At 51.9% G+C, this 20,816-nt stretch carries 18 protein-coding genes; 5 read left to right on the top strand and 13 right to left on the bottom strand.

The annotated features are described in order from the left end of the window. Nucleotides 1–52: 52 nt before the first annotated feature. A complete protein-coding gene (gene purE, locus AB4H76_RS16825; RefSeq protein ID WP_001295318.1) occupies nt 53–562 on the top strand; it encodes a 5-(carboxyamino)imidazole ribonucleotide mutase in 510 nt (169 codons plus the stop codon). Then, the gene (purK, locus tag AB4H76_RS16830) at nt 559–1,626 is read left to right on the top strand and encodes a 5-(carboxyamino)imidazole ribonucleotide synthase (RefSeq protein ID WP_021577110.1); all 1,068 of its coding nucleotides are present in this window, start codon (nt 559–561) and stop codon (nt 1,624–1,626) included. The genes purE and purK overlap by 4 nt, the downstream gene beginning before the upstream one ends. Nucleotides 1,627–1,764: 138 nt before the next feature. Here purK and AB4H76_RS16835 read toward each other — a convergent pair whose 3' ends face one another. Genes AB4H76_RS16835 through AB4H76_RS16850 form a run of 4 tightly spaced genes read right to left on the bottom strand, consistent with a single transcriptional unit; the run spans nt 1,765 to nt 6,417 of the window. Beyond that, entirely contained in the window at nt 1,765–2,658 is an 894-nt protein-coding gene (locus tag AB4H76_RS16835; protein ID WP_000855378.1) for a carbamate kinase, read from the bottom strand. Then, nucleotides 2,655–3,470, bottom strand: coding sequence for a DUF2877 domain-containing protein (locus AB4H76_RS16840; RefSeq protein WP_001306952.1), 816 nt, complete (start codon nt 3,468–3,470; stop codon nt 2,655–2,657). Before AB4H76_RS16840 ends, AB4H76_RS16835 begins: the two co-directional genes overlap by 4 nt. Nucleotides 3,471–3,480: 10 nt before the next feature. After that, nucleotides 3,481–4,740 (bottom strand): DUF1116 domain-containing protein, encoded by a 1,260-nt coding sequence (locus AB4H76_RS16845; protein WP_000495365.1) that lies wholly within the window; start codon nt 4,738–4,740, stop codon nt 3,481–3,483. A gap of 9 nt (nt 4,741–4,749) precedes the next feature. Continuing rightward, nucleotides 4,750–6,417, bottom strand: a complete 1,668-nt coding sequence (locus tag AB4H76_RS16850; RefSeq protein WP_000580830.1) for an acyl-CoA synthetase FdrA — start codon at nt 6,415–6,417, stop codon at nt 4,750–4,752. 316 nt (nt 6,418–6,733) lie between these two features. On the opposite strand from AB4H76_RS16850, the gene allD reads away from it, so the two are divergent. From allD to allE, 3 genes are read left to right on the top strand one after another with little or no spacing between them, the layout of a single operon-like run. Next, nucleotides 6,734–7,783, top strand: a complete 1,050-nt coding sequence (allD, locus tag AB4H76_RS16855) for an ureidoglycolate dehydrogenase (RefSeq protein ID WP_000703918.1) — start codon at nt 6,734–6,736, stop codon at nt 7,781–7,783. A 21-nt stretch (nt 7,784–7,804) separates the two neighbouring features. Further along, nucleotides 7,805–9,040: an allantoate deiminase gene (gene allC / locus AB4H76_RS16860; protein WP_001468137.1), complete on the top strand. Its 1,236-nt coding sequence runs from the start codon at nt 7,805–7,807 to the stop codon at nt 9,038–9,040. Nucleotides 9,041–9,050: 10 nt separating this feature from the next. Beyond that, nucleotides 9,051–9,836, top strand: coding sequence for a (S)-ureidoglycine aminohydrolase (gene allE / locus AB4H76_RS16865; protein WP_000540943.1), 786 nt, complete (start codon nt 9,051–9,053; stop codon nt 9,834–9,836). 227 nt (nt 9,837–10,063) lie between these two features. Here the strand turns inward: allE and glxK are convergent, their stop codons facing one another. The 9 genes from glxK to allA form a co-directional block, all read right to left on the bottom strand. Further along, complete coding sequence (glxK, locus tag AB4H76_RS16870) at nt 10,064–11,209, bottom strand: glycerate 3-kinase (protein ID WP_085452618.1); 1,146 nt, start codon at nt 11,207–11,209, stop codon at nt 10,064–10,066. Between the two features lie 21 nt (nt 11,210–11,230). After that, the gene (locus AB4H76_RS16875; protein ID WP_001302767.1) at nt 11,231–12,532 is read right to left on the bottom strand and encodes a uracil/xanthine transporter; all 1,302 of its coding nucleotides are present in this window, start codon (nt 12,530–12,532) and stop codon (nt 11,231–11,233) included. Nucleotides 12,533–12,588: 56 nt separating this feature from the next. Further along, complete coding sequence (allB, locus tag AB4H76_RS16880; protein WP_000006900.1) at nt 12,589–13,950, bottom strand: allantoinase AllB; 1,362 nt, start codon at nt 13,948–13,950, stop codon at nt 12,589–12,591. 59 nt (nt 13,951–14,009) lie between these two features. Next, nucleotides 14,010–15,464 carry an allantoin transporter gene (locus AB4H76_RS16885; protein ID WP_000401100.1) on the bottom strand — a complete coding sequence of 485 codons (1,455 nt, stop codon included), beginning with the start codon at nt 15,462–15,464 and terminating at the stop codon, nt 14,010–14,012. A 168-nt stretch (nt 15,465–15,632) separates the two neighbouring features. Next, nucleotides 15,633–16,511 carry a 2-hydroxy-3-oxopropionate reductase gene (gene glxR, locus AB4H76_RS16890; protein ID WP_000765839.1) on the bottom strand — a complete coding sequence of 293 codons (879 nt, stop codon included), beginning with the start codon at nt 16,509–16,511 and terminating at the stop codon, nt 15,633–15,635. A 99-nt stretch (nt 16,512–16,610) separates the two neighbouring features. Next, complete coding sequence (gene hyi / locus AB4H76_RS16895; RefSeq protein ID WP_000943544.1) at nt 16,611–17,387, bottom strand: hydroxypyruvate isomerase; 777 nt, start codon at nt 17,385–17,387, stop codon at nt 16,611–16,613. Between the two features lie 12 nt (nt 17,388–17,399). Continuing rightward, the gene (gene gcl, locus AB4H76_RS16900) at nt 17,400–19,181 is read right to left on the bottom strand and encodes a glyoxylate carboligase (protein WP_001096881.1); all 1,782 of its coding nucleotides are present in this window, start codon (nt 19,179–19,181) and stop codon (nt 17,400–17,402) included. Nucleotides 19,182–19,270: 89 nt separating this feature from the next. Next, nucleotides 19,271–20,086, bottom strand: a complete 816-nt coding sequence (gene allR, locus AB4H76_RS16905; protein ID WP_000141275.1) for an HTH-type transcriptional repressor AllR — start codon at nt 20,084–20,086, stop codon at nt 19,271–19,273. Nucleotides 20,087–20,163: 77 nt separating this feature from the next. Next, the gene (allA, locus tag AB4H76_RS16910; protein ID WP_000776388.1) at nt 20,164–20,646 is read right to left on the bottom strand and encodes an ureidoglycolate lyase; all 483 of its coding nucleotides are present in this window, start codon (nt 20,644–20,646) and stop codon (nt 20,164–20,166) included. Between the last annotated feature and the right edge of the window lie 170 nt (nt 20,647–20,816).

Consider the following 20,816-nt stretch of genomic DNA (forward strand, 5'->3'; position numbering starts at 1 on the left):
TCTCTGTGCCCTCTAAAGCCGAGAGTTGTGCACCACAGGAGTTTTAAGACGCATGTCTTCCCGCAATAATCCGGCGCGTGTCGCCATCGTGATGGGGTCCAAAAGCGACTGGGCTACCATGCAGTTCGCCGCCGAAATCTTCGAAATCCTGAATGTCCCGCACCACGTTGAAGTGGTTTCTGCTCACCGCACCCCCGATAAACTGTTCAGCTTCGCCGAAAGCGCCGAAGAGAACGGTTATCAGGTGATTATTGCGGGCGCAGGCGGCGCAGCGCATCTGCCAGGCATGATTGCCGCCAAAACGCTGGTGCCGGTGCTGGGCGTGCCAGTACAGAGCGCCGCACTGAGCGGTGTCGATAGCCTCTACTCCATCGTACAAATGCCGCGCGGCATTCCGGTGGGTACGCTGGCGATTGGTAAAGCTGGCGCGGCAAACGCGGCGTTACTGGCAGCACAAATTCTTGCGACTCATGATAAAGAACTGCACCAGCGTCTGAATGACTGGCGCAAAGCCCAGACCGACGAAGTGCTGGAAAACCCGGACCCGCGAGGTGCGGCATGAAACAGGTTTGCGTCCTCGGTAACGGGCAGTTAGGCCGTATGCTGCGTCAGGCAGGCGAACCGTTAGGCATTGCTGTCTGGCCAGTCGGGCTGGACGCTGAACCGGCGGCGGTGCCTTTTCAACAAAGCGTGATTACCGCTGAGATCGAACGCTGGCCGGAAACCGCATTAACCCGCGAGCTGGCGCGCCATCCGGCCTTTGTGAACCGCGATGTGTTCCCGATTATTGCTGACCGTCTGACTCAGAAGCAGCTTTTCGATAAGCTCCACCTGCCGACTGCACCGTGGCAGTTACTTGCCGAACGCAGCGAGTGGCCTGCGGTGTTTGATCGTTTAGGTGAGCTGGCGATTGTTAAGCGTCGCACTGGTGGCTATGACGGTCGCGGTCAATGGCGTTTACGCGCCGATGAAACCGAGCAGTTACCGGCTGAATGCTACGGCGAATGTATTGTCGAGCAGGGCATTAACTTCTCTGGTGAAGTGTCGCTGGTTGGCGCGCGCGGCTTTGATGGCAGCACCGTGTTTTATCCGCTGACGCATAACCTGCATCAGGACGGTATTTTGCGCACCAGCGTCGCTTTTCCGCAGGCCAACGCACAGCAGCAGGCGCAAGCCGAAGAGATGCTGTCGGCGATTATGCAGGAGCTGGGCTATGTGGGCGTGATGGCGATGGAGTGTTTTGTCACCCCGCAAGGTCTGCTGATCAACGAACTGGCTCCGCGTGTGCATAACAGCGGTCACTGGACACAAAACGGTGCCAGCATCAGCCAGTTTGAGCTGCATCTGCGGGCGATTACCGATCTGCCGTTACCGCAACCAGTGGTGAATAATCCGTCGGTGATGATCAATCTGATTGGTAGCGATGTGAATTATGACTGGCTGAAACTGCCGCTGGTGCATCTGCACTGGTACGACAAAGAAGTCCGTCCGGGCCGTAAAGTGGGGCATCTGAATTTGACCGACAGCGACACATCGCGTCTGTCCGCGACGCTGGAAGCCTTAATCCCGCTGCTGCCGCCGGAATATGCCAGCGGCGTGATGTGGGCACAGAGTAAGTTCAGTTAAGCAGGTGCTCATTTGATTGCCGGATGCGGCGTGAACGCCTTATCCGGCCTACACCGATCCGGTACCCATTGTAGGCCTGATAAGACGCGTCAAGCGTCGCATCAGGCATGGTGCACCGATTGCTGGATGCTCTCATCACTACAGCGAAATACAGGTCCCCGCTTCGCCCGCCAGCGTCTCTTCAATTCGCGATAACGCCCCAATCCACGCGGGTTTACCACGGCTTCTGACATAACCACTCACCGCCGTTACCTTCGGCCCCATCGAACCATCGGCTTTGGCAAATGGCGCTAACTCATCCGGTGTGGCATGGCGAATGGCACGTTGCTGCGGCGTTCCCCAGTTTTCATATACCGCATCAGCATCGGTGAGGATCACCAGTCCATCTGCATTAATCTGCTCGGCGAGCAACGCAGCGGCGAGATCTTTATCAATCACTGCTTCACTCCCTGCTCCGTCATCCGTCACAGGCACACCGCCGCCGCCACTGCAAATCACCACATGCCCCTCTTTGAGCAACAACTCGATGGCTTCGCTGTCGAGAATTTTACGCGGTTGCGGAGACGCCACCACCCGGCGCAAATATTTACCATCACGTTTCATCTGCCAGCCGTAAGCCGCTTCCAGTGCCTCTTGTTCTTCTGGCTGATAAACCGGACCAATAAATTTCTCTGGCTGCAAAAACGCCGGATCATCAGGCGAAACCTCAATGCGCGTCAGCACCGTCGTCACGGGCGGCATCTGCGGCTGTGCGCTCAAACTCTGCGCCAGCATATAGCCAATCATCCCCTGACTTTCTGCCACCAGCACATCCAGCGGATACGGTTCTACCTCTTTCCACGCCAGATTCTGCAATGCCAGCAGCCCCACCTGCGGCCCGTTGCCGTGAACAATCGCCAGCCGATAAGAACGGGCCAGGCGTGCCAGCGCGGGTACAGCACTGGCGATATTGCGATATTGATTTTCCGCCGTCAGCGCCTCACCGCGCTGGAGTAAGGCGTTGCCCCCAAGAGCTACAACCAGTGTTTTCATGGTTTTCCTTGTAATAATTGTTGACCAAGCCAGAACCCCAGCAGTGTATCTGCCCCTGACGTATGCCCCAGCGCCAGCAGCGAATCAATCGCAACAGCGGTACGTTTCGGGCAACTCAGAGCATGAACAAAGTGCAGGAGTGGCGAGGCGAAATATCCTTGCGCGGCATAACGTAAATAACTGACGCTCACCGCTGTGGTAACGAGTTGCAGATTGTCGGAACAGGCAAAAAACTGGCGACCGGAGCGCGCATCTAAAGCGCCATAATACCAGGCCGCCAGCAGCATTCCGCTCAGCGTGTCATCATGACTCGGCGTTAATCCGGGGCCTTTACCCAGCCAGTGCCGCCAGTCGGTCTTAACGCCATTGAGCGCGGCCTGAAAACAGTGACGAAACTGGCGTAACTCAGCAGGCAGCGGATCGCTTGCCGCCAACGCCAGTGGCCCGAAAAGCCCGGTTTCCTCCGCGCGTTGCATCCATGCAGCTGCAAGTGGTTGAGGATGCGCAGGCGGCGTAATACGCAGCAAACAATAACGCTGTGGCTGTTTAACCGTGAAACGCCCGAGGCGAATCCCTTGAGCCACAACCTGTGGTCGTTCATTGCCGCATAATCCACCGCATAACGCATCGAATTGCGCACGGCGAAGCATCCATCCTCCGGGGCCGAAACCACTACCCTGACGATGCAGCGTTAACAGTTCGCCGCTTTCCGTCATCAGGTTAATCGCCCGTCGCCACACTCCCGCTAACCGCCAGGACTGGCGATAATTCGGTGCACTACGGCTGGCAAGCAGAGGATGGATGATCGTCATTGCGCGTTCCTCAACCAATCCCCATGCTTTCAGCCAGTGCTTCCAGCGCCTGTTCAAAACACGCCAGCGGTGCCCGCACAGTGCCTGCGCCAATCTGCCCGATCCCCGCCTCTTTATGGGCGATACCGGTATTGATGAGTGGCGTAATGCCGGTTTCTACCACGCGACGAATGTCCAGTCCCAGGCACGCGCCCTGAAAATCCCAGCCTGGGATCTGCAACTGCATATTGCGCTCAAGGTAAATTTCCGCCATCTCTTCAGATACCGCTCTGGCCGCTTCCATGCCACCCGCACCGACAAAGCGCGTTACGCCAGGCGCTGCGATCATTGCCGCACCTCCGATACCAAAGGTTTCGGTAATCGCGCTATCGCCCATATCCGGGTTCGCCTGCTCCTGCGAGAAGCCGGTGAAAAACAGACCTTGCGGAGTGTTTACAGGCGCAGTAAACCAGCGTTCGCCCAGCCCGCTTACCCGAATCCCGAACATATTGCCGTTGCGGGTCATTGCCGTGACGATGCTGCCTGCGCGGATCATCGCGCCAGCATCCATCGCCGCCTTGCAGTAAGCCATCGCGAGGTTGAGGAAGAACTGATCGGTCACGCTGAGGAAATCCATCACTTCGGCGATGTGCTGTTTATCATGATCGAGGCGAGCAATTTGTGGGGCCAGCGCACGCATTAACAGTGCAGAGGAAGCAATATTGCGTTGATGGAACTCATCGCCCATCGTAATGCCCTGCGCCATCATCGCCGTGAGATCGATACCGCGCTCCATGCGCCCCAGCGCCGCGCTTAATACTGGCATTAACACATCGCGCATCCAGCGATGGCGAGTCAGGACATCTTCGCCGTAAGCGCCAAAACGCATCACTTTGCCGATACCTTCGTTGAGGTTGCAGTACGCCCGGTTGCCGTCGGTCACGTTCTCAACCACCAGCATCGGCATACTGGCAGAAGTAATACCGCCCATTGGACCGACGGCATTCACATGGTGACAAGGAATGAAGTTCACTTCCCCCTGCTCCAGTATTGCCAGCGCCTGCGCTTCATCTTTCGCCCAGCCTTCGAACAGACATGCGCCCACGCACGCCCCTTTCATGGGTCCGGTCATCTCCTGCCAGCGCATTGGCGGCCCGGCGTGAAGCAGTGTTTTGCCCTCGTTTAGTTCGCTGATAAGTGAAGAAGCCGGTTGCACATCCAGCCAGTGTGGACGAGCGCGACGAATTTGTTCGATAACCGCAGCATTGGCTTGCGCCACTGATGTAAACATGGGAACCCCTTATTGCAAACGTTCTAATAAACGAGCCAGTTTTTTATTGCCGCCGGCGACTGGCGACCATTGGTAATGCACAACCGGTTTGCTGGCGCTTTGTAGCTCCAGCGCAAAGCTGCGTAATCCGATGTTAATCACGGCGACGTTTTCCAGTAATGACGGTGTGTGTTGCTGAGTGGCAGGCGAAAGCGGACGAATTAACGCTGCCGCCAGCAAGGTGGCTTCCGGTAGCGAACTCACGACCGCAATCCCCGCATCTTCCAGCGTGGCGATTTGCTGCGAGCGGCATTGCGGGTCACGTTCAGTGCCTGTCACCGTGGCAATGGCATACAGTGGTTGATTATCTAAACGCGCGGCACAGGCTTTTTGCCAGGCGCTCACCAGCGAGGCGGCAGGATCGGCGGTCGCACCGAAGCCAATCACGACATCAAGCAGCAACACGCGCACTTGCGGTTTAGCGCCGAGATCGGCAATTAACTGGTTGCGTAAGGTTGGGTCGATCATCGGATGGGGACGCCCGACGGTGTAGAAATCATCGCCGAGGTCAATAATCTGGTGGCTATCGGCGTCCAGCATCATGCCATGTTGATGGGTATCGTCGGCTTCCACGCCAAGGTGTCCGGCAAGTAATCCCGCCGCTTCGGCAGCCAGCGTACCGCCGGTATACAAACCGCAAATAAATCCGCTGCTGACAGGCGCTATTGCGTTACGTCGCGCCGTGACGCGTGAAAGCAGGCAAGCCAGGCGTGCGGCCTCATCCAGCGAGGAGGCAAACCAGACATTCTCGTCGCGGGCCACCGCCGGGGTATAACCTAAAAACAGCGCCACCGTCGGTTTGCCGGTTGCTTTCATGGCATTAACAATTTTCAGACGCACAGCTTCGGCAGGTGGTTTTGAAACAAATGCCAGCACTTCGCTTTTCTCGTCTGCACTGAGCATTTCCAGCGCTGTTAGCGCACTGATGCCGCCCACTTCACGGCTGAGGTCGCGCCCGCCAAGGCCAATCGCGTGAGTAATTCCCTCCCCTGCCAGCGCAATCTGCGAACACAGCTCCTGAATCCCGGTACCGGAAGCGCCAATGACGCCAATATTGCCTTCCGGCATCACGTTAGCAAAAGCCAGCGGTGTGCCGGCAATCATCGACGTACCGCAGTCCGGCCCCATCACCAGCAAGCCTTTTTCCCGCGCGCGGGTTTTAAGTTGGATTTCATCTTCCAGCGTGACGTTATCGGAGAACATCATCACGTTGAGGTTGCGATCCAGCGCCTGGTTTGCCAGCTCCGCCGCATACTCGCCAGCCACTGAAATCAGCGCCAGATTGGCATCGGGTAATTTCTGACAAGCACTGTCCCAGCGACGCACCTGCGTCAACGCCTGGCTGCTGCCTGACCCCTGCGCCAGTTGTTTTAGCGCCTCTTCAAGCTGCTGCATAATCGCCTGCGCGATCCCCGCATCCGCCGCTTCGCTACGAATTGCCACGCAAATATCGTTCGGCGTGGCGTTATTAAAATCGTCATGCCAGAAACCTGTGGTATCTAATAACGCTTTATTGGCGGGCGTACCCATCATTACGGAAACATCATCAACATTTTCTGATTCGCTGAGTTTTCGTGAAATAATCATTAAACTGACCGAATCCTGAAAACACCCTTTTTTAATAAAGGCGTGGATCATAACAACTCCTTAAAAATTGCACCCATGGCAATTGCACGAGCAGTGTTAATGTGGCGATTACGGTATCGATGACAACGAGTAAATAAGGTGATGAATATCATACAGGAATTATTAACAAAAGAATTCAAATAACCGCCAGGCTATTACTCATTATTTTTTAATAAGCGTGGTTGTTTTAAAAATCAGGTTAAAAGTGAGCGGATTATCAAATAAATTCTAACTATATTTTTTTGCCTGTCTGGATCACATAATCCAGATATTTTCCCTGTATGTTAATTGCAGTCATGCTTCACACCGTCGTTAAAAAGGAAGACAGATGAAAATCAGTCGGGAAACACTCCACCAGCTAATTGAGAATAAACTCTGCCAGGCTGGGTTAAAACGTGAGCACGCTGCAACCGTGGCTGAAGTATTGGTTTACGCCGATGCCAGAGGGATCCACTCTCATGGCGCGGTGCGTGTTGAATACTACGCAGAACGCATTTCAAAAGGCGGCACCAACCGCGAACCGGAGTTTCGTCTTGAGGAAACCGGGCCGTGCTCGGCAATTTTACATGCCGACAATGCCGCCGGACAGGTCGCGGCGAAAATGGGTATGGAACATGCCATCAAAACCGCCCAGCAAAATGGCGTTGCGGTGGTCGGTATCAGCCGGATGGGTCACAGCGGCGCAATCTCTTATTTTGTGCAGCAGGCAGCCCGCGCCGGATTAATTGGCATTTCGATGTGCCAGTCCGATCCAATGGTGGTGCCGTTTGGCGGCGCGGAAATTTACTACGGTACTAACCCACTGGCCTTTGCCGCGCCGGGAGAAGGCGACGAGATCCTTACCTTTGATATGGCGACTACCGTACAGGCATGGGGAAAAGTGCTCGACGCCCGCTCGCGTAATATGTCTATCCCGGATACCTGGGCGGTCGATAAAAACGGAGCACCAACAACCGATCCATTTGCAGTTAACGCCCTGCTCCCTGCCGCCGGACCGAAAGGGTATGGCCTGATGATGATGATTGACGTCCTCTCAGGCGTCTTACTCGGCTTACCGTTCGGGCGACAGGTTAGTTCGATGTATGACGATTTACACGCCGGGCGTAATTTGGGGCAATTACATATCGTTATTAATCCGAACTTTTTCTCCTCCAGCGAACTATTCCGTCAACATCTTAGCCAGACCATGCGCGAATTAAATGCCATAACCCCCGCGCCCGGTTTTAACCAGGTTTATTATCCCGGACAGGATCAGGATATTAAACAACGCAAAGCCGCCGTCGAAGGCATCGAAATTGTTGATGATATTTACCAGTATTTAATTTCCGACGCGCTTTATAACACGTCATACGAAACGAAAAATCCCTTTGCGCAATAATTATTGAGACAGGACTTTCTTATGATTACACATTTCCGTCAAGCCATAGAAGAAACGCTGCCCTGGCTTTCCTCTTTTGGCGCTGACCCAACGGGTGGGATGACCCGTTTACTTTATTCGCCGGAATGGCTGGAAACCCAGCAGCAATTTAAAAAAAGAATGGCAGCAAGCGGGCTGGAAACACGTTTCGATGAAGTGGGGAATTTATACGGTCGCCTGAGTGGCACCGAATATCCACAGGAAGTGGTTCTGAGCGGTTCGCATATCGATACCGTGGTTAACGGCGGTAACCTCGACGGGCAATTCGGCGCGCTGGCGGCGTGGCTGGCAATTGACTGGTTGAAAAGGCAATACGGCGCGCCGTTACGTACGGTTGAAGTGGTGGCGATGGCGGAAGAAGAAGGCAGCCGCTTCCCGTATGTTTTCTGGGGCAGTAAAAATATCTTTGGGCTGGCGAATCCTGACGACGTGCGGAATATCTGTGATGCCAAAGGAAATAGTTTTGTCGATGCGATGAAGGCTTGCGGATTTACTCTGCCGGACGCCCCGCTAACTCCGCGTCAGGATATTAAAGCCTTTGTCGAACTGCATATCGAACAGGGCTGTGTGCTGGAAAGTAATGGGCAATCAATTGGCGTGGTGAATGCAATTGTCGGGCAACGTCGCTATACGGTGACGCTGAACGGCGAATCAAACCATGCAGGCACCACGCCGATGGGTTACCGTCGTGATACAGTTTACGCTTTCAGTCGCATTTGCCATCAGTCGATCGAAAAAGCGAAAAAGATGGGCGACCCGCTGGTGCTGACCTTTGGTAAGGTGGAGCCGCGCCCGAATACGGTGAATGTGGTGCCGGGTAAAACCACATTCACCATTGATTGTCGTCATACCGACGCCGCCGTGCTGCGCGATTTCACTCAGCAGTTAGAAAACGACATGCGGGCGATTTGCGATGAAATGGACATTGGTATTGATATCGATTTATGGATGGACGAAGAACCCGTGCCGATGAATAAGGACCTGGTCGCCACCCTGACAGAATTGTGTGAAAGCGAAAAACTGAATTACCGGGTGATGCACAGTGGTGCCGGGCACGACGCGCAAATTTTCGCGCCTCGCGTACCAACCTGCATGATTTTCATTCCCAGCATCAATGGGATCAGCCATAACCCGGCGGAACGCACCAATATTACCGACCTTGCCGAAGGGGTCAAAACGTTGGCACTCATGCTTTATCAACTTGCCTGGCAGAAATAAGGAGTCATAAATGGGATATTTAAATAACGTCACCGGTTACCGCGATGATTTACTGGCTAACCGTGCGATTGTTAAACACGGTAATTTCGCACTGTTAACACCAGACGGTCTGGTAAAAAATATTATTCCGGGCTTTGAAAATTGTGACGCGACAATCCTCTCCACGCCAAAGCTGGGTGCCTCTTTTGTTGATTATCTGGTCACACTGCATCAAAACGGTGGCAACCAACAGGGCTTCGGTGGCGAAGGCATTGAAACGTTCCTGTATGTGATCTCTGGAAATATCACTGCCAAAGCCGAAGGCAAAACATTTGCCTTAAGCGAAGGTGGCTATCTTTATTGCCCGCCAGGCTCCTTAATGACGTTTGTTAACGCCCATGCCGAAGACAGCCAAATCTTTTTATATAAGCGCCGCTATGTTCCAATAGAAGGCCATGCACCGTGGCTGGTTTCTGGCAATGCCAGCGAACTGGAACGCATTCATTATGAAGGCATGGACGATGTTATTCTGCTGGATTTTCTGCCCAAAGAGTTAGGTTTTGATATGAACATGCATATCCTCTCTTTTGCACCAGGTGCCAGCCACGGTTATATCGAAACACACGTTCAGGAACACGGTGCCTATATTCTTTCCGGTCAGGGGGTTTATAACCTCGACAATAACTGGATCCCGGTGAAAAAAGGCGATTACATCTTTATGGGCGCTTATTCTTTACAGGCTGGTTATGGTGTAGGGCGTGGTGAAGCGTTCAGCTATATTTACTCGAAAGATTGTAACCGCGACGTAGAGATTTAAGTCATACCACTCGCCTGATTATTTTTAGCTATGTTGGATTTTGCCACGGTTTATACCGTGGCTTTTTTTGTAACATTGCCTGATGCGCTTCGCTTATCAGGCCTACATGATCTCTGCAATATATAGAATTTGCGCGATTTTCAGGAAGGATATGGTACTCATGCCGCATCCGGCATGAGTACTGCACTCTTATGCGATATAAATCGCATCCGCTTTAAAGGTAAGGGTCAGTTTTTAATTCCCTGACCTATTTTAATGGCGCAGGCAATATTTCGCGCGCTGTTGAAGAGATTGGTTTCACCGCTGGCGAGCACTTCGGCTAAAGGTGCCAGACGAGGCAAAATGCTGAATACCGCGTCAATGCCGTACTGGTGCACCACTTCCACGCCATCACCCAATACGCCAGCAATCCCAATCACCGGTACATTAAACTGCTTCGCCACCGACGCCACACCCAGCGGCGCTTTACCGCCTGCCGTTTGCGAGTCGATGCGCCCTTCCCCGGTAATCACCAGTGCTGCGCCCTGCACTGCCTGCGCAAGATTGACCGCATTCAACACAATCTCAATACCTGGTTTAATATCCGCATTGAGAAATACCGCCGCCGCAATACCCATACCGCCCGCAGCGCCGCCGCCCGCAATCTGGCAGACGTTGATTTCAGTTTGCTGTTGTAAAACACGGGCGTAATTTTGCAGCCCCTGTTCCAGCTCTTCGACCATTTCCGGCGTTGCCCCTTTTTGCGGGCCAAACACCGCCGCCGCGCCGCGTGCCCCTACCAGCGGGTTATCAACGTCACATGCTACTTCAATATGGCAATTCGCCAGACGCGGATCGCATTCATCCATCTCAATGCTTGCCACGCGCGCTAAATTACCGCCGTTAGCCACCAGCACCTGACCGTCGGCATCAAGGAAACGCACACCGAGCGCCTGCGCCATGCCCATACCGCCGTCGACCGTCGCACTGCCGCCAATGCCGAGAATAATATGGCGAATGCCGTTATCCAGCGCATGACGAATTAACTCCCCCGTACCAAAACTGGAGGCCAGCAACGGATTACGCTTTTCAGGCGCGACCAGCATCAGGCCACTTGCTGCCGCCATCTCAATCACCGCCGTTTTCCCGTCGCCGGTAAGGCCATAAAAAGCATTCACTTTTTCGCCCATCGGCCCGCAGACTTCAAGCGTCACGATGTTGCCGCCCGTCGCGGCGACCATCGCATCCACCGTCCCTTCGCCGCCATCCGCTATCGGCAAACAGATATAGTTCGCATCGGGAAAGAGGGTCGAAAACCCGGCTTTAATTGCCTGACAACATTTTTCTGCACTTAAGCTCTCTTTAAAAGAGTCTGGCGCAATGACAATCTTCATTATCAATCCTTTTTCAACAAATTATTCGATGCGTTCCCACGGAATAAGGTTATCCATAAGAACAGCCAGTAAAATCCCGACCAATAAGCCGTTACTGAGCAGAGGACGAAGCGTTAATGGAAGGTCTTGCAGATACACAGGCGGTAATGCCATTAAAAATATGCCGACAAATAACGGCAATGCGAGTCGATAAATATTGCGAGCGGTAAACGTTATTTGCTGGCTAAACACCAGCGCGGAAAAGAGTAAAGGCAGATAAGAAACCAGCATGACCGCACTACTCACGGGTAAAGGGATACTGCAAAACAGTCGCGTGAGTGCAGGAACCAGCGCCACCAGCAGGCAAATAACGCTGCCATAAATAAACGAACGCCGCGTGTAATCGCCAGTCTGGGTTAATAAACCAATGGATGAAACAAACGGTGAAAATGGAATTACCGCCAGCGGTACGGTTATCAGCGTCATAAATCCGGTCGCCACAAAGCTACGACGATAACGCGTATTCCCTGCGCCCTGCTGCGGATAAAAAACATCCGTGCCCCGAATCGCACCGTAGGTATTGCTGATATTTACCAGACCTGTAATCACCGCCGTCAGAATAATTCCCGGCGACAAAGCACCGCCACTGCCGAGCGGGAACCACTGCCAGTGCAACTCACCGGAGAGCGAGTGCGAAGAAGGAAAGCAAAAGTACCACAACAACCAGCCGGTTATGGTGCCGACCAGCAGGCCATAACGGGCAAAACGTTGCGGCAGGAAGATAATCATCGCCAGTACCAGGCACATCACCGCCACCGAGAGCGCGAACGGCGGTAACTGAATTTTAAAATTCGGGTCGGCTATGCCAAACGGCAGCCCGAGCATACCTTTGAAAAAGATAGTGGTCAGCTGCGCGCCCAGCATCAACATAAACAAGACCATCACCGACGGCGTAAATAACCGTGCCAGGCGATGGCCTAATCCGCTAAAACCAATCAACATCGTCAGCACGCCGGAGAGTGCAATCCCCACTGCCAGGCTGGTGGCGATATCGTTGATCGGTGTCCCGCGCGATGCTTCACCAAGGGTGATAGTAAGGATGGTTCCCCACCACAGGCCACCTGGCCCTTCCATAATAGCGCGACGATGACCGCAAAACGCCTGAGCGAAGCAGGCCAGTGCGGTAGCAAGAAAAGCATATTGCGTGAGCGTAAGCAGGCTACTTTGCGGCAACTGAAAAGCAGAAAGTAGCGTAGGAGGAACCACAACCGTGTTGCAAAAAATAAAGAAAAACCACTGAAATCCTGATAACAGGCTTTCGCGGCTGACTGCAAAATTGAACATAAACACACCTTAACCGGAGAATGCCCGCCGCAAGGACGGGCATTGCAGGGGCCAGATTACTGCTGATGTTTAAGGATAAATTGACCTTTCGGCGCAACAGGGAAGCCCTGTTCAATGTCGTAAATCACATCACCACGTAAGATGGTTTTCGTGATACGCGCGCCAATGGTACGGCCAACATACGGGCTGACTTTGTGGCGATATTCCAGATCGTCATTGGTAAGAACATAGCTGCTATTCGGCTGAATGAAGACGAAGTCGGCATCTTTTCCTGGGGCGATACGGCCTTTTTGCTGCAGACCGAAAATATCTGCTGCGTTAGTCGCCATTAATTTGCCGAACATTGGCAGAGACATACCGCGTTTCTGTACCGCTTCATCGAACATCACGTCCATGCAGCTTTGCAGACCGGCGATACCGCCCCATGCTTTCATGATGTTACCGGCTTTCATTTCCGGCGGGCATGGAGAGTGGTCGGAAACCAGGCAGTCGATTTCACCGTTAAACAGTTTTTCCCACATGCCTTTCTGGTTTTCCAGATCGCGGATCGGCGGTGAACACTTCGCCAGAGTACCGATTTCTTCGAACTGATCGGTATCCAGTACAAAGTAATGCGGGCAGGATTCACAAGTAACGTCCTGACCTTCCTGACGTGCACGAGTCACTTCCTCAACACCTTCCGGGCTGCTGACGTGGCAAACGTGCAGACGGCAACCAGCAACTTTCGCCAGATACAGTACGCGGCGAATTGCTTCCACTTCGGTAAATACCGGACGCGAAGCCACATAGTCATGAGCGGTTACGCGACCTTCACGCTTCGCTTCTTCGCCCAGTTCGTCACAAATCAGCGCGTTTTCGCAGTGCACCAGCACCGGCTGACCCAGTTCGCCCAGCTTCTGCGCACCTTTGAAGAACTGCCAGTCGTTTACATCACGGAAGTCGTTGTCGATACCGCGATCGCCACAGGTCGCAACGAAGCATTTGAAGCCGACAACGCCCACTTCATCCAGCTCATGCAGACGGTCGATGTTGTAAGACACCAGGCCACCGAGTTGTGCCGCATCAATAGTCAGCTTGCCTTTAGCGGCATCGAACTTCAGTTCAATTGAAGCGCGGTCAACCGTTGCAGGCAGCTGGTTGAGCGGCATTTCGATCATGGTGGTGATACCACCTTTTGCCGCTGCGCGAGTACCGGTTTCATAACCTTCCCAGTGGCTACGACCCGGTTCAGAAATATGGGTGTGCGCATCAACCATGCCCGGCGAAACCACCAGACCAGACGCATCCATAACTTCTTTTGCATCGCCCAGATCCTGACCGATAGCAGCAATTTTTCCGCCTTTAACGGCGATATCTACAACGCGAGCTTCGTTTTCTAAAATAACGGTGCCGTTTTTAATGATTAAATCAAAAGACATAACAAACTCCTTGTAAAATACAGATTGGTTTTTAACTCAATGTTCAATATCGGGATTAATTAACCTATGGTTTTTTGCTCTCCTGTTTTTTCTGCTGTTGTACGTTTCTTTAATAAGGCGTAGGCCGCAAAGGCGACGATGACGCCGACAAACCATGAAACACGCGATAACGGTTCCATAAAGTGAATAAACTTACCGCCAAGAGATAAAATAACGGCCACCAGAGTTACTGAAAACGCAGTGAGGTTAAAACCGTTATCGTAATATTTATAATCGCCAGGTGCGGTATACAGTTCATCAAGATTAATTTGTCCGCGCATCACCACAAAATAATGCGCCATCATGACACCAATTACCGGACCAAGCATTCCGCCGATAATATCGAGGAAAAGATAAATGCTGTCCTGATTTTCCATTAATTTCCACGGGCAGATCAGCAAGCTGATAATACTGGCAATCAGTACGCCGTTTTTATAGGTCAGTTTTGTCGGTGCAATGGCGGCAATCTGATAACCGGCTGGAATAATATTACCGGTCGCGTTAGTGGAGATAGTTGTCATCAGAATAACCAGTACCGCAAAGAACGAGGCGAACAGGCTGTCCCAACGCTGAACAATATCCAGCACGTTCCAGGTATCAGCGCCGTAGTGAATACTGGCTCCGGCAATAATACATACCCCGGCGACCGCAAACAGAATATAGGCCACAACTAAACCCAGCGTTTGCCCCAGCGCCTGCTCACGAAACGAGTGGGCGTTTTGCGTAAAGTCGGATGCGCTCACCGCCGGTGCCGCCCAGACCGCAACTACCGCGTTAATCACCACCAGGAACAGGAAGCCACCGTTTTCTGCTTTCTGAATACCGCTCGGAATGTAGTCAAAGATTGGACCGATCCCGACCAGTGAAATCGCCCAAATCGCCATACCGCCGAAAACGATATAGATGCACGGGTTAAGAATGGCAGTGAATTTATTTAAAACTTTGCCACCGCCAAAACCTATACCAACGTTGACCAGCCAGAAGATTAAGAAAGTAATTAAGCCCGGTAGAGAAAGGCCTAACAGAGTGAAATCACCACCGAGAGTTAAAAATCCCGGCCAGATTTTGCCAATCAGAATCAAGCAGGCCAGTGACCCCGCGTAACATTGCAAACCAAACCACATGATGGCGGCAATTCCGCCCCTTAATAATCCGGGAAACAGTGCACCACGTACACCGTAAGAAGCACGCAGGATCATGGCAAAAGGCACACCGTATTTACTGCCCGCAGCACCGTTTAATACCATTACCGCGGCAATGAAAAAGGCGCTGAGGATAATTGCCAGCATAATACTAAAGGTAGACAAGCCGAGAATAAAAAAGCCGCCGACCATCACATAATTGGGAACGTTATGAACCGAACCCATCCATAAGGTAAAATAGTTAAATGTTTTCCAGGTCCGCTGGCTTTGCGTTTTCGGCAATAGATCTTCGCTATAGCCGCGTTGCTGGAATAGTTTTCTCTGATGTTCCATAAATCCCTCTTAATTTCACGTATCGAATAACGTTGTTTTAATCTAGCTATGAGGAACAAATAAAATAAAAATATTATTTTTAATACTGAAGCAACATCTTTGGCTGCTTTCTTTTTTAATATTGCTGGCCGATTCATTTTCTGATATCGGCCATTTTTATTGCGGGTATCAGGCCAGTTTATGGTTAGCCATTAATTCCAGCGCCTGCACTAACGCAGAGTGATCCAACTGGCTGCCACCGTTTGCCGCACAGGTATTAAATAACTCCTGGCAGGTCGCAGTGTTTGGCAGGTTCAGCGCAAGTGCTTTCGCACTTTGCAGTGCCAGGTTGAGATCTTTCTGGTGCAGAGCGATTTTGAAGCCCGGATTAAAGGTGCGTTTAATCATACGCTCGCCATGAACTTCCAGAATACGTGAGGAAGCAAAGCCGCCCATCAGCGCCTGGCGCACACGTACCGGGTCCGCACCGGCTTTTGAAGCAAATAGCAGGGCTTCAGAAACCGCTTCAATATTGAGCGCCACGATAATCTGATTTGCCACTTTGCAGGTTTGACCATCGCCGTTACCGCCCACGAGGGTGATATTTTTACCGAGCAGTTCAAACAGCGGTTTAACACGTTCAAATACCGCTTCATCACCGCCAACCATAATCGACAACGTCCCTTCACGCGCACCGATTTCACCGCCGGAGACTGGCGCATCGAGATAATCGCCGCCCAGTTCATTCACCTGACGAGCGAAACGCTTAGTTTCAATCGGGGAAATGGAGCTCATATCAACAATGGTTTTGCCCTTCAGCGAGGCTTTGGTACAACCATTTTCACCGAACAGAACTTCTTCAACCTGAGGTGTGTCCGGCACCATAATAAAAATGATGTCCGATGCTTCCGTTACCTGGCGAGCAGTTTCAACACTGACGGCACCCAGTGACAGTAATTCATCAGCAACCGGTCCAATGGTCGTGACATGTAATTGATGACCGGCACGCGCCAGATTAATGGCCATCGGTGTACCCATAATGCCTAAGCCAATAAATCCCAGTTTCATAATTAACCTCTTTTAAATTTCGCTTTTCCTGAATTCAGACAACACGATCCCCTGCCAACTTAGCGGCCTAAAAAAGCATTGTCTGAATAGCGTTACGTTTTAACGGTACGGATCCATCCAGCGTAAACCGGCTTCCGTGGTGGTTTGGGGTTTATATTCACACCCAACCCAACCGTTGTAGTCAGAATTTTCGATTACCTTAAAGAGATAATCATAATTAATTTCTCCGGTTCCCGGTTCGCCGCGATGCGGATTATCGGCAATTTGCAGGTGACCAATTTTATCAGCCCACTGAGTCATGGTGTTGGTTAATTCACCTTCCATCCGCTGCATATGATAAATGTCATACTGAATTTTCAAATTGCAGCAACCAACATCATCAATCAATTTCAGCGCCTGCCGAGTTCCGGTGAGATGGAAACCAGGAATATCAAAATGGTTAATAGGTTCAATCAGTAATAAAATATCTTCTTTCATCAGCATATTCGCGGCATAACGCAGGTTTTCTACAAGCGTTGCGTGAATCTGTTCACTGCTGAAACCAGCCGGCGTTTTACCGACCAGACAGTTAATTTTTTTATTACCCAGCGCACGGGCATAACGAATCGCTGCTGCTACGCCATCCCGAAACTCTTCTTCACGGCCAGGAATACAGGCAATACCGCGCTCCCCCGCCGCCCAGTCACCCGCCGGTAAATTGTGCAGCGTATGTTCGAGTTTATTACTCGCCAGCACATGTTTTAATTCTTCAATGTCGTAGTCATAAGGAAACATAAATTCAACGCCGCGAAAACCACACTGCGCAGCTTTCTCAAAACGGGCGAGAAAATCATATTCTCCAAATAACATCGATAAATTAGCAGAGAAACGTAACATTATTTATCTCCCTTATTCATAGTGCATGAAGCAGGTTTCAGTCGGTGCGTCCGCTGCGTTATCGGCGATATCTTCAAATTCCATGACGTTATCCAGTTCGCTGCCCATCGAAATATTGGTCACACGCTCGAGAATAACTTCCACGACTACCGGTACCCGATATTGCGCCATTAAGGCTTTCGCCTGTTCAAAGGCTGGCGCAATATCTTCCGGTTTGAAGACCCGAATAGCTTTACAACCTAAACCTTCCGCTACTTTTACGTGGTCAACACCGTAGCCATTCACTTCACTGGAGTTGATATTCTCGAAAGCGAGTTGCACGCAGTAGTCCATGTCAAAAGCGCGTTGTGACTGACGAATCAGCCCCAGATAAGCGTTGTTGACCAGCACATGGATGTACGGAATGTTGAACTGCGCGCCAACAGCTAACTCTTCAATCAGGAACTGGAAGTCAAAGTCGCCAGAAATCGCCACCACATTGCGTTTCGGATCAGCGGCACAAACCCCTAGCGCAGCCGGAATCGTCCAGCCTAACGGACCAGCCTGACCACAGTTGATCCAGTGGCGGTCTTTAAAGACATGCAGCATTTGTGCCGCAGCGATTTGTGACAGACCAATGGTGGTGACATAACAAACATCGCGACCAAAGGCTTTGTTCATCTCTTCATACACGCGCTGCGGTTTCACCGGCACGTTGTCGAAGTGGGTTTTGCGCAGCAAAGTGCGTTTACGCTGCTGGCAGTCGGCGACCCATTCTTTACGACACGGCAGACGACCCGCTTTTTGCATCTCCTGCGCCACTTCAACCAGCAGTGTCAGCGCCGCTTTAGCATCAGAGACAATACCGAGATCCGGACACAGCACGCGACCAATTTGCGTCGGCTCAATATCAATATGAACGATTTTGCGCCCTTCGGTGTATTTCTCTACCGAGCCGGTATGACGGTTAGCAAAACGGTTACCGATACCAAACACCATGTCAGACGCCAGCAGCGTTGCGTTACCGTAACGATGCGCGGTTTGCAGACCCACCATCCCGGCCATCAGTTCATGATCGTCCGGGATACAGCCCCAGCCCATTAGCGTTGGGATCACCGGAACGCTGGTCAGTTCAGCAAACTGTTGTAACAGTGCAGCTGCGTCAGCATTAATTACCCCGCCCCCGGCAACAATCACCGGACGTTCGGCCTGGATTAACATTTCTACAGCTTTTTCGATCTGCATACGGCTGGCAGCAGGTTTGTAGACCGGCAGCGGTTCGTACATGTCAGGATCAAACTCGATTTCCGCAACCTGAACGTCGAACGGTAAATCCACCAGTACCGGACCCGGACGACCAGAACGCATCAGGTGAAATGCCTGTTGCAGCACGCGAGGCACCAGCGCCGCTTCACGAACTGTAACCGCCATTTTGCTGACCGGTTTAGCAATTGCTTCAATATCTACGGCCTGAAAATCTTCTTTATGCAGACGGGCGCGCGGTGCCTGGCCGGTAATGCACAGAATAGGAATGGAATCAGCAGAAGCGGAATAGAGCGCGGTGATCATGTCCGTGCCCGCAGGACCGGAAGTCCCCAGACATACGCCGATATTCCCTGCCGTTGCGCGGGTATAACCTTCCGCCATGTGCGAAGCACCTTCCACATGACGCGCCAGAATGTGACGAATACCGCCGTGCTTACGCATCGCTGAGTAGAACGGATTGATTGCAGCTCCCGGAACACCGAAGGCGGTAGTGATACCTTCTTTCTCCAGCACATACATTGCCGCGTCAACGGCTCTCATTTTTGCCATTTTATTCCTACCTCTATTTATTGGAAAATTTTTCCAACTTTCAAATTTTGTCAAAAAAACCCGCTCCGCAGAGCGGGATGCGACAGACATTATGGATGTGCTTTCAGTCCCAACGCCGTGCTGATATCGCGGGCGGTGTCTCTGACCAGCTCACCCTGACTGACAAAACGATCTTCTGTCAGTCTTGATGAAGGCCCGGAGATGGAGATAGCGGCAACAACACTACCGACATCATCGTAAATTGCTGAAGCTATGCAATTCAGACCTACAACATGCTCTTCTTTATCTACGGTATAGCCCAGTTCACGCGCTTGTTCCAGGTCCTTCAGCAAGGTGGGCATATCCACAAGCGTAGTTGGCGTAAACTGCTGCAAACCGGTTTGCAGAATGATGCTCATCAACTCCTCTTCCGCCAGCGGATAAAGCAGCGCTTTGCCCGCACCGGAAGCATGCAGTGGCAGACGACTGCCCAGTGGCGCACACATCCTGACCATCGATTTACACTCTAACTGACCAATTAATACCGCTTCATTGCCGTTACGGATCGCGACATTGACCGTTTCGCCGGAAAGTAACATCAGGCGGCGCATAAACGGCCCGGCGACGGAGAGGACATCGCGGTTATGGATGTACGCCGCACCGACGTTAAAGACACCTAATCCTATATGCCACCAGCCTAATTGACTGTCCTGATAGACAAAATCCGCTGCCTGTAAAACCTTCAGCAAGCGAAAGGTCGTGGAGAGCGGCAAATCCAGATTGAGAGAAATATCGCTAACCGACGAACTTCCCCCACTTTTTTCCAAATATTGCAGAATCGCAATTCCCCGCTCTAACGCCTGTGCGCCCTTCTGTGCCACAGGCTCCGCCTGTCCTGGCCTGCCGCGCCGTCTAACTTCCGTCATACCTACGTTAACTCCGACCTACAAGTGAGCATAAACAATGAACAATTAGTTTATCTTATGCAAGTCGGTTGCAGGCGTCACGCAAAACAGAGTTCCTGTTCAGGAATACTTTCAACATCACAGTTGTCACTGCCGCCGCGATCGATGGTCAGAAAATCGGTGACGCGCTGCCAGGCGAAAAGTGGGTGATGCCAGACGTTACGATGGTAATTCACTCCCTGTTCGCCGTTGGTGATAAACGCCCGCAGCGTTGACAGGTCTGGTTTGTCGTCACCTAACGCCACGACCACCACAAACACCTCACCTTTCATCGGGATAAAGGCCTGAGTACCCAGCGGATGACGTTCGAGTTCGTGAATGGTCAGCGGCAGATTCGCCGGTTGCGCGCGGTTAATGCTGATAAGCGTACGGTCTTGCTCAAGAATCTCAACCAGCGCCAAATCGTGGTAACGCTCCACCAGGCCATTGTTAATATGGAAAAAATCCCGTTGCTGCGTTTCGATTACGTCGCCATAAGCACTAAAGGCTTCCTGACTTAACGGTAATACCTGAAGTTTCATCTTTTTGTCCTTGTAACATAATTCCGTTCAACCACCGCCGACCGGTCAGCTTGGTTTCAATAACAGGCAATCTAAAACCTTAAGAGAACAACATCAATACAAAAGTTGGAATATTTTTCCAAAACTAGATTTAGTCCACAAATTGAACAGGGTTATCATGTAAAAATACT

The sequence above is a fragment of the Escherichia sp. UTM R2 genome, from assembly GCF_048593455.1.
GTDB classification, from domain to species: Bacteria; Pseudomonadota; Gammaproteobacteria; order Enterobacterales; family Enterobacteriaceae; genus Escherichia; species Escherichia coli.

What these genes read in the sequence shown, in the direction of transcription:
- allE (WP_000540943.1), top strand. Translation starts at nt 9,051, where the DNA reads ATGGGATATTTAAATAACGTCACCGGTTACCGCGATGATTTACTGGCT.
- AB4H76_RS16835 (WP_000855378.1), bottom strand. Translation starts at nt 2,658, where the DNA reads ATGAAAACACTGGTTGTAGCTCTTGGGGGCAACGCCTTACTCCAGCGC.
- purE (WP_001295318.1), top strand. Translation starts at nt 53, where the DNA reads ATGTCTTCCCGCAATAATCCGGCGCGTGTCGCCATCGTGATGGGGTCC.
- allA (WP_000776388.1), bottom strand. Translation starts at nt 20,646, where the DNA reads ATGAAACTTCAGGTATTACCGTTAAGTCAGGAAGCCTTTAGTGCTTAT.
- AB4H76_RS16875 (WP_001302767.1), bottom strand. Translation starts at nt 12,532, where the DNA reads ATGTTCAATTTTGCAGTCAGCCGCGAAAGCCTGTTATCAGGATTTCAG.
- glxR (WP_000765839.1), bottom strand. Translation starts at nt 16,511, where the DNA reads ATGAAACTGGGATTTATTGGCTTAGGCATTATGGGTACACCGATGGCC.
- allB (WP_000006900.1), bottom strand. Translation starts at nt 13,950, where the DNA reads ATGTCTTTTGATTTAATCATTAAAAACGGCACCGTTATTTTAGAAAAC.
- AB4H76_RS16885 (WP_000401100.1), bottom strand. Translation starts at nt 15,464, where the DNA reads ATGGAACATCAGAGAAAACTATTCCAGCAACGCGGCTATAGCGAAGAT.
- AB4H76_RS16850 (WP_000580830.1), bottom strand. Translation starts at nt 6,417, where the DNA reads ATGATCCACGCCTTTATTAAAAAAGGGTGTTTTCAGGATTCGGTCAGT.
- allD (WP_000703918.1), top strand. Translation starts at nt 6,734, where the DNA reads ATGAAAATCAGTCGGGAAACACTCCACCAGCTAATTGAGAATAAACTC.
- purK (WP_021577110.1), top strand. Translation starts at nt 559, where the DNA reads ATGAAACAGGTTTGCGTCCTCGGTAACGGGCAGTTAGGCCGTATGCTG.
- allR (WP_000141275.1), bottom strand. Translation starts at nt 20,086, where the DNA reads ATGACGGAAGTTAGACGGCGCGGCAGGCCAGGACAGGCGGAGCCTGTG.
- glxK (WP_085452618.1), bottom strand. Translation starts at nt 11,209, where the DNA reads ATGAAGATTGTCATTGCGCCAGACTCTTTTAAAGAGAGCTTAAGTGCA.
- hyi (WP_000943544.1), bottom strand. Translation starts at nt 17,387, where the DNA reads ATGTTACGTTTCTCTGCTAATTTATCGATGTTATTTGGAGAATATGAT.
- AB4H76_RS16845 (WP_000495365.1), bottom strand. Translation starts at nt 4,740, where the DNA reads ATGTTTACATCAGTGGCGCAAGCCAATGCTGCGGTTATCGAACAAATT.
- gcl (WP_001096881.1), bottom strand. Translation starts at nt 19,181, where the DNA reads ATGGCAAAAATGAGAGCCGTTGACGCGGCAATGTATGTGCTGGAGAAA.
- allC (WP_001468137.1), top strand. Translation starts at nt 7,805, where the DNA reads ATGATTACACATTTCCGTCAAGCCATAGAAGAAACGCTGCCCTGGCTT.
- AB4H76_RS16840 (WP_001306952.1), bottom strand. Translation starts at nt 3,470, where the DNA reads ATGACGATCATCCATCCTCTGCTTGCCAGCCGTAGTGCACCGAATTAT.